Genomic DNA, 13,382 nt, shown 5'->3' with positions numbered 1-13,382 from the left:
GTAATCGTTAATGTTTGCAGCTTTTCACTGTCGGGTGAAGAGCTTTTTTTATGTGCATTTTTGCTGCTCCAGGGCCCAATTGATAAAATCCATCTTCATACCCTCAAGCGCAATTGATTGATACCATACTAACGATTGAGTCCACGAAAGCCCTTGCTTTGCTTCCCCTTCTTCTAAACGCTTTAAATACCCAGCTGAGATTCCCAAACGCTCTGCCAAAATCACAGGATGTACGCCGGCCATAATCCGAGCTTCTTTTAACGTGATTGCCTTTTCAGCGGGAACGTTCCGATCAATACCCTCTGCGACTAACCGCTGCAGCTTGAGAAACCCGTTTTTGAAACTTTCGAAGTCCGCTTTCACTTCTTCTTCAGATTTTGCTTGATAGCTGACCCCGTGAAATTGGTCACCGAAAGCGGTCATCGTTGCTTGAAAGGCAGCTCCTACCCCAATGATCTCCAGCTTGAAAGTCGTATTTTCTACGTTAGCTGCTACCGCTGCTGATGCTTCGAATTTATTAATTGTCATCATTTATCGCTCCCTTTGATTTCATTCTTTACGATTGTAAATTCTCTCTTCTTTTGCCGTCTTTTACTTCCTTCCAAGACAGCATATCTCCGCCGTTCTGCCTTACTTGCCAGTAATGGTTCTCGAGATATTCGTCTACAATTTTCTTATTGAAAAGCCACCGGCTGCCGAGCCTAATGGCCCCGAACTTTTCATCATATAGAAAGTGTTTTTCAATGGTTGACCAGCTGACATTCATATAGTTCTGCAATTGTTTTGAGTTCATATAGAAAAGATGACTTTCCAACTGATTCAAACGCTCTTCGACCTTCTGGAGATAAAGTTCCTCTAAAGCTTTTTCGTCAATGCTCACCTGGATCATTTAGGCGTCCCCCATCCACGATGTAATTCATGATTTACACTACCTGCAAAAAAAATATCCGCCGGATCACTTTCAAGCGCTTTAGATATGGCTTGAATGGTTTTTACTGTAGGATTGCTTTTTTCATTTTCTAATATCGTAATTGTTGTCCTGCTTATTTTGGTTCTTCTTGAAAGTTCAGCTATTGACATACCTCGTTGAATTCGAATTTGTTTTAACTTATTGTAAACCACGATTTCCACCTCCTTTTCCATAGTGTAAAGTATAGATTGCAATTCTGTCAACCCTGATTTACAATAAGTTTAAATATTGAAAGAGGGTGCGCATGTGGAGGATTTTGCAAAACTTTTAATACAGTTGAGGAAAGAAAAGAAGAAATCTATTAGAAAGTTAGCTGAAGAGGCTGATATTAGTCACACATACTTAAGCACTTTAGAAAGAGGTTTTGATCCTAGAAGTAATAAGGTGAGAAAACCGGCTCCTGAAATCTTAAAGAGACTGGCTGCTGCACTGGGGGTAGAGTATTCTACTTTATTACATGAAGCTGGCTATGAAGAGTTATATAAAGCGGAAAAATATAAAGAGGCCATTGAGGATTTCGAAGAAAAAGACTCTTTTTTTGAACTGTTCAATTTTGGTAAACCTTCACTAAATGGATTTATCGAAGAACAAAACGGAATTAAGGTAAATGCAAAGAACTTTAATTTTCCTGTAAACGATCTTTTCTTTCATTTAACGGACGCGAATAATAAAAAAATGTATAAAACTATTATCTTAAGTGATTCTGACAGATCAAAAATAAAAAGTTTAATTGAAAATTACCTAATTCAGAAGTTAAGTAATGGAGAAGAGGATAATAGGCATTTGATTAAAATTCTAGTTGATGAAAACTTCACTTTCCCTTCAGCTAAAAAAGATTAGGAGTGATCCATCAATGGCCCATTTCCGAGAAAAGAACGGTTCCTGGGAATACATTATCAGTGCCGGCAAGGATCCAATAACAAAGAAGTATACCCAGATCAGGAAATCTGGTTTCCGCACCAAGACAGCTGCTAAGAATGAAGCTAGACGGATTGAAGAGGAATTGAAGCAAGGCACCTATGTGAAAGAATCCCGGACCACATTCGGCGATTTCGTCCCACAATGGCTCTCCCATTATGAAAAGCGCGCGAAAATCAGCAGCGTCCGGGCCCGCCGTATTGCTGCCAAACGCCTCCTGGATGAATGGGAATACTTTCCGATCAGCAGCATTACAATGAGCATATATCAGAAGAGACTGGATGACTTGAGCTTAAAGTTCAGTGAAAACTACCTGGACAGCATCCACTCTACCGGGAGAATGATATTCAGCCATGCTCACAAGAAGAAGCTGATTAAGTTTAATCCAACGGAGCATTTTGAGAAGCCAAGAATGAGAAGTGATGAAGTCCAGGAGGATTCAGAGGAAATCGAAAGCTTCTTGGAGCGCGAGGAGCTAGCCGAACTGTTACTGCTTGCTAAAGAAAAAGGCCTCACAGGAGATTTAATGATGTTCGCCACGCTGGCCTATTCCGGGTTACGGGCTGGAGAGCTAGTGGCTTTGAAGGATACTGATGTGGACTTACTGACAAATGAGATAAGCGTGACGAAAACTTACTACAACCCAACCAACAATAAAAAAGATTTCAAGCTCCTTACGCCAAAGACAAAAGGATCGGTTCGAAAATTTGACCTGGATCCATTCGTCATCAGCTTGATCAAGGAACACCTGAAGCTGCAAAAAGAAATCAAAATGAAAAATCGAATAGTTTATAATGATCAGGGCTTCATTTTTGCTGATGAGCAAGGCTATCCCCCAACCATCAAAAAGGTGGCCATTCGCCTGCAGCGACTGATGAAGATGATGAATACCGAAAAGCACATAACCCCTCACAGCTTCAGGCACACGAACATTTCCCTTCTTATTGAAGCTCAAGTACCTATTGGAGAGATCCAGCGCAGAGTTGGCCACACGGACATTAATACCACCATGAATATTTACACGCACATGACCAAAAATACCAAGAGCCAGGCTTCACAGTTGTTCAGCAAACACCTTTCAGCTTTGACTGAAAAGCTCCAGTAAATTCTTGCCGCGCAATCCATTATTGCCGGATTATTGCCCGAAACAAAAAGAAAACCCCGAAAACCCTGTGTTATCAAGGTTTCGGGGTTATTTTTACATCATGCCGCCCATGCCGCCCATATCAGGCATTCCGCCCATTGGTGAAGCTGGTTCCGGGATGTCTGCTACGACTGCTTCAGTTGTCAGGAACATCGCTGCAACAGAAGCTGCGTTTTGAAGTGCTGAACGCGTTACTTTTGTTGGATCGACGATTCCTTGCTCAAGCATGTTGACCCATTGGCCGTTTGCTGCGTTGAAGCCGATGCCGACTTCTTCAGATTTCAGACGGTGAACGATGATGGATCCTTCAAGGCCTGCGTTTGTTGCGATTTGGCGAACTGGCTCTTCCAAAGCGCGAAGAACGATTTTGACGCCTGTTGCTTCGTCGCCTTCTGTAGAGTTCAGAAGTTCTTCGACTTTATTGTATACGTTGACAAGCGCTGTACCGCCGCCTGCTACGATTCCTTCTTCAACTGCTGCACGAGTTGCGTTCAAAGCGTCTTCGATGCGAAGTTTGCGCTCTTTCAACTCAGTTTCAGTAGCCGCTCCGACTTTGATGACTGCAACGCCGCCAGCAAGTTTCGCTAGGCGCTCCTGCAATTTCTCTTTGTCGAATTCAGAAGTTGATTCTTCCAATTGGTTGCGGATCTGCGTTACGCGGGCAACGATTTTCTCCTGGTCGCCAGCGCCTTCAACGATTGTTGTGTTCTCTTTCGAAACAACCACTTTCGTTGCGCGTCCAAGCTGAGCGATGTTCGTCGATTTCAGCTCAAGGCCAAGATCTTCCGTGATCACTTCAGCGCCAGTCAAAGCTGCAATGTCTTCAAGCATCGCTTTGCGGCGGTCACCGAAGCCAGGCGCTTTAACAGCTACTGCGTTGAATGTTCCACGAAGTTTGTTCACGACAAGTGTTGCCAATGCTTCGCCTTCTACGTCTTCAGCAACGATCAACAAAGGTTTGCTTTGCTGAACCACTTGCTCAAGTACTGGAAGGATTTCCTGGATGTTGCCGATTTTCTTGTCTGTCACAAGGATGAACGGGTTATCAAGAACCGCTTCCATCTTATCTGAATCCGTCACCATGTATGGAGACTGGTAGCCGCGGTCGAATTGCATCCCTTCAACCACATCAAGTTCCGTTGTGAAGCCGCGTGATTCTTCAAGCGTGATAACGCCGTCGTTGCCGACGCGCTCCATTGCTTCAGCGATCAAGTTCCCCACTTCAGCATCGCCGGAAGAAATCGCTGCTACTTGTGCAATCGATTCTTTGCCTTCGATTTGCTGGGAAACAGCTTTCAAGCCTTCAACAGCGCTATCTACAGCCATTTCAATCCCGCGGCGGATGCCGACAGGGTTCGCGCCAGCTGTAACGTTTTTCAAGCCTTCACGGATCATTGCCTGTGCAAGGACCGTTGCAGTTGTCGTACCGTCACCCGCGATGTCGTTGGTTTTAGAAGCAACTTCCGCCACCAATTTCGCGCCCATGTTTTCAAATGCGTTTTCAAGCTCGATTTCTTTCGCGATCGTTACGCCGTCATTTGTGATGAGGGGTGAACCGAATTTCTTCTCAAGCACCACGTTGCGCCCTTTCGGCCCAAGCGTCACTTTCACTGCATCTGCCAATTTATCAACACCGCGCAGCATCTGGCTGCGTGCATCTTCGCTGAATAAAATCTCTTTTGCCATGTTAAGTTTCCTCCTCTATCGATTGGAAAATATAATTTTAAGAGTTTACTGCAAGGCTATCTTGCTTGCAGATATGGAGCAAAATAGCGGAGAAGTACGTACTGCTCCTGCAGTGCTGCGCACTTCGTCGCAAAGACTTGCCCTCGCAAGCTTCGGGTAAGTCTTGCCTGCGGGATAGCGAGAAAGCCGAGACCCTGCAACGCTCTTTCATGTTTCGAAGCTAGCGTAGCGATGCAGAAACAGTCGCGAAGCGACGAAGCGGCTCGGCGCTCGCCCGCGGCAAGCGCAGCTATTTTGCGGAATATCAGCATTAAACTATTAGCCCAATACAGCCAAGATATCGTTTTCGCGTAGGATCAAGTATTCCTTGCCTTCGTATTTAAGTTCAGAACCTGCATATTTCGAGAAGATGATCCGGTCGCCTTCTTTGACGTCCAGCTCAGTGCGCTGTCCATTGTCACGGATGATTCCGTTGCCTACAGCGATCACTTTGCCTTCCTGCGGTTTTTCCTGCGCTGAACCCGGCAGTACAATCCCGCTTGAAGTTTTCTCTTCTGCTTCAACAAGCTCGATGATTACGCGATCTCCTAGTGGTCTTAACAATTGAAACACCCTCCTCAGATTATCTAAATATTCTACATTAGCACTCTCACTCTTTGAGTGCTAACCCACTTCTCAGTTTAATAAAATAACCTGCCATTTGCAAGTCAAAACATTCTACTTTTTTAAATCTTTGCGTGAAGGAAATGAAAGTTCTACAATAGAGGGAGCAAGCTATTATGAGAGGAATTTAATTTAATGAAAATAAATTTTAAAGCTAAGGCAGATACAGGCCGCTACGGCAAAAGCAAAGTGAGCCTCAGCGCGAAGCGCGGAACGAAGAAAACTCCGCTTTACATTCTGCTGCTGTTTATCGCCGTCCAATTGTCACCGGTTTTATTCATCACACCGACCATGGAATATTTTATGGGCCAAGGCATGACCCGCGCCGAGGCGAAGCTTTCCACTTCCGGCTGGCTCATTGCGGCCTCGATGGGCATCGGGTTCGTTGCCGCTATCGTCTTGATCCTGCGGGATAAACGCTTTTTCGATATCTGGAAAGGCAAAAAAGCTGGCCCGTTCGCGGCGGTCGGCTGGGGGCTTCTCGGCTTCCTGCTGCTCTTAGTCGGGCAATCGCTCGCTGCCATGATTGAGATTGCGATCGGCATCGAGCCGGGCTCCGAGAACACGATGGGGCTTGTGCGGATTGCGGAAGCCGTGCCATTGACAATCCTGGCCGTTGTCCTTTTCGGGCCGGTCCTTGAAGAGCTGGTTTTCCGCCGCGTCGTTTTCGGCTCGCTCAACCAGACGACAAACTTCTGGATAGCGACGTTGATCAGTGCACTGGTCTTCGGCCTCGTCCACATGGAATTCACGCACCTGCTGCTGTACTTCACAACTGGCCTGATTCTCGCCTTTTTGTACCAGCGGACAAAGCGCATCATCACGCCGATCATTGCGCATATCCTGTTGAACGGCTATGTCATGCTTATCCAGCTGAATATGGAGAAAATCCAGAACTTCCTTAAGCAGATGGAAAATCTCCAATAGAAAAAAGCCTTCCCCGAATCAATTCGGCGGAAGGCTTTCTTGTTGTTCGATAATTTGTTGTTGTTGTTCCGCTTTCAAAAACTTGCGGTAGCCGATTTTGGCAATGACACCACTAAACTCATACAGGACGATCAACGGAAGTGTCACAATCATATGCGAGACGATGTCTGGAGGCGTGATGAATGCCGCAATGATCACCAATCCAAGATATGAATACTTGCGGTACTTCGTCATCAGCATCGGCGTGATGATGCCGAGCCGAGTCAGAAACAGCATCAACACGGGCAGCTGGAAAATCAGGCCGAACGGCAGGGTGATCTGGAACAGGAACTGGAAATATTCATTGATGCCAATCGTTTCCTGGATATCCATATTGTCAGAGATGTTCAGCATAAAGCCGATTACATACGGGAACAGGATCAAATACGCAAAAGCGATTCCGCCTAAAAATAACAGTAAGGAAAACGGAATATAGCTTAACGTCGCTCTCCGCTCCTTATCGAGAAGCCCAGGGCTGATAAACGCCCAGAACTGGTACATGATTACGGGCGAAGTGATGATCAACGCTAAAATCATTGTTACTTGCATAAAGATCTTGAGCGGATCCGTAATTTTGAACGCGTTCAAGGTCAGATTTTTCGCTTCTTCCGTATATTGCAGATACTGGATCAATGGCTGTGCAAGAAAAAAGCTGATAATCAACGCTAATACAAAGAAAACGACTACAATGGTGAGCCGTTTTCGCAATTCTACTATATGTTCAACTAAAGTCATTTCTTTTTCTGTCATCAGACAAACATCCTAACGTATTTCCTTTTGCTCTTCTTTCTTTTTCAGATCTACTTTGTCGTCATCATCATCTACAAGTCCTTTTGTAGCGTTTTTAAACTCACGCAAAGACGAACCAAAAGCTTTCCCGAGTTCCGGCAACTTTTTAGGACCGAAAACTAGTAAAGCAACAATACCAATAACAATTATACTCATTGGACCTGGCATACGAGGCACCTCCTGTATTATGGCTTTATTCTACATCATTAGAGCTCTTTTGGCTATTTCGAGAAGCCCTTCAAATGTGAAGGTTTTAAGTCATTGCTGCTTGATCTGATAGATCAGCGTCTGCAGCTCGACGGAAAGGTCGATCGTCTGGACGCGGATATGGTCCGGCACCGAAATGCGGACCGGCGTGAAATTGAGGATCCCTTTGATGTTCATCTTCGCAAGGCGGTCGGTCACTTCCTGGGCGGAGCGCGACGGGACGGTCAGGATGACGACTTCGATGCCGTATTCGGCGATCTTCTCTTCGATGCGGTCCGGATGGAACGTATCGATGCCGCTGATCTGCTCCCCTTCGGCCGGGCTGTTCGTATCAAACGCCAGGACGATCTTCGTGTTGTGGTTGCGCTGGAAATTATATTTCAAAAACGCACTTCCCAGATGCCCGACGCCGATCAGGGCAACATTCGTCGCTTCATCCTGGTCAAGCGTCTTGCGGAAAAACGCCAATAGGTCCTGGACGTCATAGCCGTAGCCCTTTTTGCCGAATGCGCCGAGGTGCGAGAAATCCCGGCGGATCGTCGCCGAATCGATTTTCATCGCTTCGCTCAGTTCCTGGGAGGAAATCCGCTTCTGCCCCGCATTCGCGAAGTTCTGGATAAACCGGTAATATAGCGGCAGGCGCTTGGTGGTGGCCTGTGGAATTTTAGATGGTTCTTGTTGCATGCAAGGTCCCTCCTGAGGAGCTTTTCAAATCGATACTATCTTACATTAGGCGCCCCCATATGTAAAGCTGGCTCAATTGCGAACGGGCGCCCCATCGGCTACACTTAATAGAGAATAGAGGTGACCTGCATGATAGTGCTACAAGTAAACCAAGTCCATAAATCGTTCGGAGCGGACGAGATCCTCTCCGGCGTCAAACTGGAAGTCCAGCACCGCGACCGCGTTGCCCTCGTCGGCCGCAACGGTGCGGGCAAATCGACGCTACTGAAAATCATATCCGGTGAAATGTCTTATGACAGCGGCGAGATCATCATGCCGAAAGATCTGACCATCGGCTATTTGGAACAGCAGACCGACCTGGAGTCCGATGCGACGATTTGGGACGAGATGATGACCATCTTCACCCACTTCCGCGAACAGGAAGCCCAGCTGCGCCGGCTTGAAGCGCAAATGGCGGACCCTGGCGTCTACAACGATGCCGAACAGTACGGGAAGGTCATGAAGGAATACGACGCCTTGCAGCATAGCTTCAAGGACGCTGGCGGCTATCAGTTCGAAGCCGATACCCGCACCATTCTCCACGGCATGAAATTCTACCCGGATGACTACGGCAAAAAAGTGGTTTCATTGTCCGGCGGCCAAAAAACGCGCCTGATGCTGGCCAAGCTGCTGCTGGCAAAACCCCAGCTCCTCATACTCGATGAGCCGACAAACCATCTCGACATCGAAACGCTGAGCTGGCTCGAGAATTACCTGAAGAACTACCCTGGCGCCATCCTCATCGTGTCGCATGACCGCTATTTCCTCGACCAGGTCGTGACGCTCGTCTATGAAGTGTCCCGCCACCGCGTCAAGAAGTTCACCGGCAACTACAGCCGCTACCTCGACGAGAAAGCGAAGCAGTACGAACTCGACATGAAGCAATTCGAAAAGCAGCAAGGCGAGAAAGCGAAGCTTGAGGACTACGTCCAGCGCAACCTCGTACGCGCCTCGACCACGAAAATGGCGCAGAGCCGCCGGCGCGTCCTGGAGAAAACCGATTGGATGGAAGCGCCGGACGGCAGCGAGAAATCCGCCCGTTTCGGCTTCACCATCGCCAAGCAGAGCGGCAACGATGTGCTGAACGTACGGGACCTAGCCATCGGCTACGGCAGCGAGCCGGTTTCCGAGAACATCTCCTTGAAGCTGTACCGCCAGGAAAGCATGGCGCTTGTCGGGCCGAACGGCGTCGGCAAGTCCACACTGCTGAAGACGATCATGAAGGAACTGAAGCCGCTTGCCGGCGATATCCACTACGGCACCGGCATCCAGTTTGGCTATTACGACCAGGAGCAGGCCAACCTGAAAGGCAATAAAGTGCTGCTCAATGAATTATGGGACGATTACCCGCACGTCAACGAAAAGGACATCCGCGGCATACTCGGCCGCTTCCTGTTTTCAGGGGACGATGTGCTGAAGCCGATCTCCACCCTTTCCGGCGGGGAGAAAGCCCGCGTGGCGCTGGCCAAGCTGATGATGCAAAAAGCGAATGTCCTGCTGCTCGATGAGCCGACGAACCATTTGGACCTCGATAGCAAGGAAGTGCTCGAGAATGCGTTGATCGACTATCCCGGCACCATCCTGTTCGTCTCGCATGACCGCTACTTCATGAACCGGCTGGCGACAAAAGTCATTGAGCTGACGAAAGAAGGCGCAACCGAGTACTTGGGCAATTACGATTACTTTATTGAAAAGAAGATTGAAATTGCCGAGCTGAAGGCGCTGGAAGCCGCTGAATCTTCTGTTACGGTTAAAGCCGCTCCGGTGGCGACCACTTCCCAGATCGACAAGGAAGCGAAAAAGCTCGAACGCCAACTTCTGCGCCAAAGCGAAGAAACCGAACAGGCCATGGAAGGGCTCGATTCGCAGATAGCCGAAATCGAAGCGCAATTATGCCTCCCGGAAGTTTTCCAGGACCATGAACGGGTTCTTCCGCTCCAGACCGAACTTGAAAAGCTGAAGACCAGCCATGAAGAAAAGATGGCCGAGTGGCTCGAATTGCAAGAACAATTGGAAAAAGTGCAAGCCTGACCGCATACATTTGTATGCGGTTTTTTGTTATTCTACATCTAGGTCAATACCTTTTCGCAAAATATTTATTTCCACAAAGTTGCTAACAAGAGAAGCAAGATTAAATCAACTATCAACAGGGTTTTCCACAATATCCACAGAGAAGAAAAATGTTATCCACATAGTTTTCCCATTCTATTCATACAATATGTAGAAATAAGAGTGTTTTCACGATAGTTATGAACAGCTTATTCACAATTTGTGCATAAGTACAAATGTTCTCTATTGACAGATAAAAGATTCTTCGTATTGCGAAGCATGCCGTAAAATACAAAAAAGCCCGAATTTGCTGACCTTTTAAAGGTGCAAATCCGGGCTTTTTCATTTAATTCCAAGAACCTAATTCCATGCCGGGACGGCCGTTCATCGCCATGTTCCCAGTGATGCCTTTTTCGAACATCACAGTTCCTGCAGCCGCAATCATCGCAGCATTATCGGTGCAAAGCGGCAATGAAGGGATGTAGAACGGAATGCCCTTTTTCTCGAACGCAGCGGCCAGCGATGTCCGAAGGCCTTTGTTCGCTGCCACACCGCCGGCGGCGATTACTTGGCGGACATTGTACTGTTCGGCTGCCCGGACCGCTTTGCCGGTGACGACTTCAACGACGCTGTTCTGGAAGCCCGCCGCTACATGTTCCGGAGATACGGTCTCCCCGCGCTGCTTGGCATTGTGCATATAATTCAAGACGGATGATTTCAATCCGCTGAAGCTGAAGTCGTATGATCCTTCTTCCAGCCAAATCCGCGGAAAGTCGATCGCCCCGTCGCTTTCATTCGCCAAACGGTCGATGTGCGGACCGCCCGGATACGGCAGATCCAACGTTCTTGCAACTTTATCGTAGGCTTCCCCTGCTGCATCGTCGCGGGTTTCGCCAATGACGTCGAAATCGCCGTGTTCTTTCATATAGACCAGCTCCGTGTGGCCTCCGGAAATGACAAGCGCCAATAGCGGAAACTCCATTTCCTGCTCCAGCCGGTTGGCATAAATATGCCCGGCGATATGGTGCACGCCGACGATTGGCAATCCATGCGCAAACGCGAACGCTTTTGCGGCATTGACGCCGACAAGCAGCGCGCCGACTAGGCCTGGTCCTTCCGTTACAGCAACTGCACTCAATCCTTCCGGCGTCATTCCGGCTTGCGCCAACGCTTCTTCAATAACAAGCGTAATCTGTTCGACGTGGTGCCGCGAAGCGATTTCCGGCACGACTCCGCCAAACCGTTTATGGCTTTCAATCTGGGAGGCAACGACGTTCGAGATGATCTCCACGCCGTTTTTCACCACTGAAGCTGCTGTTTCGTCGCAACTCGTTTCAATTCCCAATACGTATTTATCTTCACTCATCGAATTTCACCCACATTACTATGGCATCTTCCTGGTTGTCGGTATAATACCGCTTCCGGATGCCACCATTTTCAAATCCAAGTTTCCGGTACAGATTTTGTGCGACATGGTTGCTGACACGCGCTTCGAGCGTCATGAGGACCGTCCCTTGTGCTTTCGCGACATCCATCGCTTCCCGCATCAAGCGTTCCCCAAGCTTTTTCCCACGCTCTTCCGGCAGGACCGCCACGTTCGTGATGTGGCATTCATCAAGCACCAGCCACATCCCGCAGTAGCCGACAATCCGGCCGCCAACTTCGGCCACCACATAATAGGCATGGTCGTTGTATTTCATTTCATGAAAAAAAGACTCTTTCGTCCAAGGCAGCGCAAATGACAGCTTCTCGATTTCGTAAACCTGATCGATATCCGCTTCCGTCATTTTACGGAAAGTCACATCGCTGCTCATGGCGTCCGCCCTTCCTGTCCTTTTAAATAATTCGCTTCCGCTTCCGTGATCCGCTGATATTCCGGCACGGCATGGTGGATATTTTGCGCTTCCGAACCCTTTGCCAATAAAATCAGATTGGAAGCCCGAGGCAAGCGGTTTTGAGGACCGCTGAAATGCGCCAGATCTCCGAGGGTCTCCCGGATAACTGCTTCATGGACCGCAGCATCAATCCCGGTAAACAGGACAGGACGGCCAAACTCCTTAACTTTCCCAAGGAATTCGCGGACGTCGCTGTGCTGGTCGGCCAGAACCGGTGCCAGATCGACGCCTTCGTACAAACCAAGAAATGCCGTGCCTCTCCGGGCATCCATAACCGGACAGACGAGCCCTTCGAAATGCTGTCCATTCGCTGCCAATACTTTTAGGCTCGAAACCGTATGCAAAGGAATCTTCAGTGACCAGGCAAGCGTTTTCGCAATCGTCAATCCGATGCGGACGCCTGTATAAGACCCCGGCCCTTCCGCAACGGCTATATGCGTCAAATCTTTCGGGGGCACTTTTGCCTTTTTCATCATTTCTTCGATGGCCGGCATGGCCGTCAGCGAATGATTGATTTTCAAATTCGTTGTTTCTTCTATCAATACGGTATCATCTTTCATCAATGCGACCGCGAGCGGTGAATTGGATGTATCGATCCCCAGATAAATCATATGTTTAGCTCCTTGCACAAAAATTCGTAGCGCGCGCCGACCGGATGCAGCCGGACGGACCGGCGGTCTTCTTCTTGCCGGGTAAGCGTGATTTCCAAACGCTCTTTCGGCAAATAGTCCTCGATGAACTGCGCCCATTCCACCACCGATACCGCATCGCTCTCAAACAGCTCATCAAAACCGATGTCTTCGTCGCTGTCTTCTAAGCGGTACACATCCAGATGATTCAAATTCAAATGGCCTTCGTATTGTTTTACGATTGTAAACGTCGGGCTATTGACCATTCGGCTGATTCCGAGCCCCTTGGCAATGCCTTTTGTGAATGTCGTCTTGCCTGCCCCTAGATCGCCTTCAAGCGTCAGCACATCCTGCGGCTTGAGAAATCCGGCCAGCTTTTCGGCAAAAGCCATCGTTTCTTCCGGCGAATTCACTTCAATTGTATAATCCATTTTTTTCGTCACCTCTATAGAGTCTGTACATAGTGTAGCGGAGAAGCAGCGTTAAATCAAAAAAATCCGCTTGCCGGTGCTATTGAGCGTTTTTTCAATACAAAAAAAATAAACACAGCCAGATCGCTGTGTTTACTCTGAAAAAAATACGGTCCCGACCGGGATCGAACCGGCGATCTCCTGCGTGACAGGCAGGCATGTTAACCGCTACACCACGGGACCAAAAAAAAACAGACCAGCGACGTCCTACTCTCACAGGGGGAAACCCCCAACTACCATCGGCGCAAAAGAGCTTAACTTCCGTGTTCGGGA

General features: G+C 48.3%; 16 protein-coding genes, 1 tRNA gene and 1 rRNA gene. 4 read left to right on the top strand and 14 right to left on the bottom strand.

The genetic code is table 11. The features are described from left to right. Nucleotides 1-48 precede the first annotated feature (48 nt). From ACTL32_RS09460 to ACTL32_RS09450, 3 genes are read right to left on the bottom strand one after another with little or no spacing between them, the layout of a single operon-like run. Nucleotides 49-531 carry a hypothetical protein gene (locus ACTL32_RS09460; RefSeq protein WP_441341230.1) on the bottom strand — a complete coding sequence of 161 codons (483 nt, stop codon included), beginning with the start codon at nucleotides 529-531 and terminating at the stop codon, nucleotides 49-51. A gap of 25 nt (nucleotides 532-556) precedes the next feature. Continuing rightward, nucleotides 557-889 carry a hypothetical protein gene (locus tag ACTL32_RS09455; protein WP_441341229.1) on the bottom strand — a complete coding sequence of 111 codons (333 nt, stop codon included), beginning with the start codon at nucleotides 887-889 and terminating at the stop codon, nucleotides 557-559. Then, nucleotides 886-1,122, bottom strand: coding sequence for a helix-turn-helix domain-containing protein (locus ACTL32_RS09450; protein ID WP_441341228.1), 237 nt, complete (start codon nucleotides 1,120-1,122; stop codon nucleotides 886-888). Before ACTL32_RS09450 ends, ACTL32_RS09455 begins: the two co-directional genes overlap by 4 nt. 94 nt (nucleotides 1,123-1,216) lie before the next feature. Between ACTL32_RS09450 and ACTL32_RS09445 the strand changes: the two genes are divergently transcribed. Next, nucleotides 1,217-1,810: a helix-turn-helix domain-containing protein gene (locus ACTL32_RS09445; RefSeq protein ID WP_441341227.1), complete on the top strand. Its 594-nt coding sequence runs from the start codon at nucleotides 1,217-1,219 to the stop codon at nucleotides 1,808-1,810. A 13-nt stretch (nucleotides 1,811-1,823) separates the two neighbouring features. After that, the gene (locus ACTL32_RS09440) at nucleotides 1,824-2,993 is read left to right on the top strand and encodes a tyrosine-type recombinase/integrase (protein WP_441341226.1); all 1,170 of its coding nucleotides are present in this window, start codon (nucleotides 1,824-1,826) and stop codon (nucleotides 2,991-2,993) included. A 93-nt stretch (nucleotides 2,994-3,086) separates the two neighbouring features. Here ACTL32_RS09440 and groL read toward each other — a convergent pair whose 3' ends face one another. Further along, nucleotides 3,087-4,718 (bottom strand): chaperonin GroEL, encoded by a 1,632-nt coding sequence (groL, locus tag ACTL32_RS09435; RefSeq protein WP_441341225.1) that lies wholly within the window; start codon nucleotides 4,716-4,718, stop codon nucleotides 3,087-3,089. Nucleotides 4,719-5,036: 318 nt separating this feature from the next. Further along, entirely contained in the window at nucleotides 5,037-5,321 is a 285-nt protein-coding gene (groES, locus tag ACTL32_RS09430) for a co-chaperone GroES (RefSeq protein ID WP_204892118.1), read from the bottom strand. Nucleotides 5,322-5,516: 195 nt separating this feature from the next. Between groES and ACTL32_RS09425 the strand changes: the two genes are divergently transcribed. Further along, nucleotides 5,517-6,308, top strand: a complete 792-nt coding sequence (locus ACTL32_RS09425; RefSeq protein WP_441341224.1) for a CPBP family intramembrane glutamic endopeptidase — start codon at nucleotides 5,517-5,519, stop codon at nucleotides 6,306-6,308. A gap of 18 nt (nucleotides 6,309-6,326) precedes the next feature. Here the strand turns inward: ACTL32_RS09425 and tatC are convergent, their stop codons facing one another. The 3 genes from tatC to ACTL32_RS09410 all read right to left on the bottom strand — a co-directional run bounded on the left by tatC (nucleotide 6,327) and on the right by ACTL32_RS09410 (nucleotide 8,027). Continuing rightward, nucleotides 6,327-7,097 carry a twin-arginine translocase subunit TatC gene (gene tatC / locus ACTL32_RS09420; protein ID WP_441341223.1) on the bottom strand — a complete coding sequence of 257 codons (771 nt, stop codon included), beginning with the start codon at nucleotides 7,095-7,097 and terminating at the stop codon, nucleotides 6,327-6,329. Nucleotides 7,098-7,109: 12 nt separating this feature from the next. Next, on the bottom strand, nucleotides 7,110-7,304 hold the full coding sequence (locus ACTL32_RS09415) for a twin-arginine translocase TatA/TatE family subunit (protein WP_441341222.1): 195 nt from the start codon (nucleotides 7,302-7,304) through the stop codon (nucleotides 7,110-7,112). Nucleotides 7,305-7,394: 90 nt separating this feature from the next. After that, nucleotides 7,395-8,027, bottom strand: coding sequence for a redox-sensing transcriptional repressor Rex (locus ACTL32_RS09410; RefSeq protein WP_441341221.1), 633 nt, complete (start codon nucleotides 8,025-8,027; stop codon nucleotides 7,395-7,397). Nucleotides 8,028-8,156: 129 nt separating this feature from the next. Here ACTL32_RS09410 and ACTL32_RS09405 point away from each other — a divergent pair, with 129 nt between their 5' ends. Then, nucleotides 8,157-10,097, top strand: coding sequence for an ABC-F family ATP-binding cassette domain-containing protein (locus ACTL32_RS09405; protein WP_441341220.1), 1,941 nt, complete (start codon nucleotides 8,157-8,159; stop codon nucleotides 10,095-10,097). Nucleotides 10,098-10,461: 364 nt separating this feature from the next. Here the strand turns inward: ACTL32_RS09405 and tsaD are convergent, their stop codons facing one another. The 6 genes from tsaD to rrf form a co-directional block, all read right to left on the bottom strand. Further along, on the bottom strand, nucleotides 10,462-11,481 hold the full coding sequence (tsaD, locus tag ACTL32_RS09400) for a tRNA (adenosine(37)-N6)-threonylcarbamoyltransferase complex transferase subunit TsaD (RefSeq protein ID WP_441341219.1): 1,020 nt from the start codon (nucleotides 11,479-11,481) through the stop codon (nucleotides 10,462-10,464). After that, nucleotides 11,474-11,929, bottom strand: a complete 456-nt coding sequence (rimI, locus tag ACTL32_RS09395; RefSeq protein WP_441341218.1) for a ribosomal protein S18-alanine N-acetyltransferase — start codon at nucleotides 11,927-11,929, stop codon at nucleotides 11,474-11,476. Before rimI ends, tsaD begins: the two co-directional genes overlap by 8 nt. Then, the gene (gene tsaB, locus ACTL32_RS09390) at nucleotides 11,926-12,621 is read right to left on the bottom strand and encodes a tRNA (adenosine(37)-N6)-threonylcarbamoyltransferase complex dimerization subunit type 1 TsaB (RefSeq protein ID WP_441341217.1); all 696 of its coding nucleotides are present in this window, start codon (nucleotides 12,619-12,621) and stop codon (nucleotides 11,926-11,928) included. Before tsaB ends, rimI begins: the two co-directional genes overlap by 4 nt. Beyond that, entirely contained in the window at nucleotides 12,618-13,070 is a 453-nt protein-coding gene (tsaE, locus tag ACTL32_RS09385) for a tRNA (adenosine(37)-N6)-threonylcarbamoyltransferase complex ATPase subunit type 1 TsaE (protein WP_441341216.1), read from the bottom strand. Before tsaE ends, tsaB begins: the two co-directional genes overlap by 4 nt. 149 nt (nucleotides 13,071-13,219) lie before the next feature. Beyond that, nucleotides 13,220-13,292: transfer RNA gene (locus ACTL32_RS09380), tRNA-Asp, on the bottom strand. An 11-nt stretch (nucleotides 13,293-13,303) separates the two neighbouring features. Further along, nucleotides 13,304-13,382: ribosomal RNA gene (gene rrf, locus ACTL32_RS09375) — 5S ribosomal RNA — on the bottom strand; the annotation flags it as partial.

Source organism: Planococcus sp. FY231025, assembly GCF_052078085.1.
GTDB lineage: Bacteria > Bacillota > Bacilli > Bacillales_A > Planococcaceae > Planococcus.
The sequence above is the reverse complement of the archived record's forward strand: the minus strand, read 5'-3'. Positions and strand labels throughout refer to the sequence as shown.

Bases quoted from the DNA above. Each gene is read 5' to 3' on its own strand.
- ACTL32_RS09460 (WP_441341230.1), bottom strand. From the start codon at position 531: ATGATGACAATTAATAAATTCGAAGCATCAGCAGCGGTAGCAGCTAAC.
- ACTL32_RS09455 (WP_441341229.1), bottom strand. From the start codon at position 889: ATGATCCAGGTGAGCATTGACGAAAAAGCTTTAGAGGAACTTTATCTC.
- ACTL32_RS09440 (WP_441341226.1), top strand. From the start codon at position 1,824: ATGGCCCATTTCCGAGAAAAGAACGGTTCCTGGGAATACATTATCAGT.
- groL (WP_441341225.1), bottom strand. From the start codon at position 4,718: ATGGCAAAAGAGATTTTATTCAGCGAAGATGCACGCAGCCAGATGCTG.
- ACTL32_RS09425 (WP_441341224.1), top strand. From the start codon at position 5,517: ATGAAAATAAATTTTAAAGCTAAGGCAGATACAGGCCGCTACGGCAAA.
- tatC (WP_441341223.1), bottom strand. From the start codon at position 7,097: ATGACAGAAAAAGAAATGACTTTAGTTGAACATATAGTAGAATTGCGA.
- ACTL32_RS09415 (WP_441341222.1), bottom strand. From the start codon at position 7,304: ATGCCAGGTCCAATGAGTATAATTGTTATTGGTATTGTTGCTTTACTA.
- ACTL32_RS09410 (WP_441341221.1), bottom strand. From the start codon at position 8,027: ATGCAACAAGAACCATCTAAAATTCCACAGGCCACCACCAAGCGCCTG.
- ACTL32_RS09405 (WP_441341220.1), top strand. From the start codon at position 8,157: ATGATAGTGCTACAAGTAAACCAAGTCCATAAATCGTTCGGAGCGGAC.
- tsaD (WP_441341219.1), bottom strand. From the start codon at position 11,481: ATGAGTGAAGATAAATACGTATTGGGAATTGAAACGAGTTGCGACGAA.
- rimI (WP_441341218.1), bottom strand. From the start codon at position 11,929: ATGAGCAGCGATGTGACTTTCCGTAAAATGACGGAAGCGGATATCGAT.
- tsaB (WP_441341217.1), bottom strand. From the start codon at position 12,621: ATGATTTATCTGGGGATCGATACATCCAATTCACCGCTCGCGGTCGCA.
- tsaE (WP_441341216.1), bottom strand. From the start codon at position 13,070: ATGGATTATACAATTGAAGTGAATTCGCCGGAAGAAACGATGGCTTTT.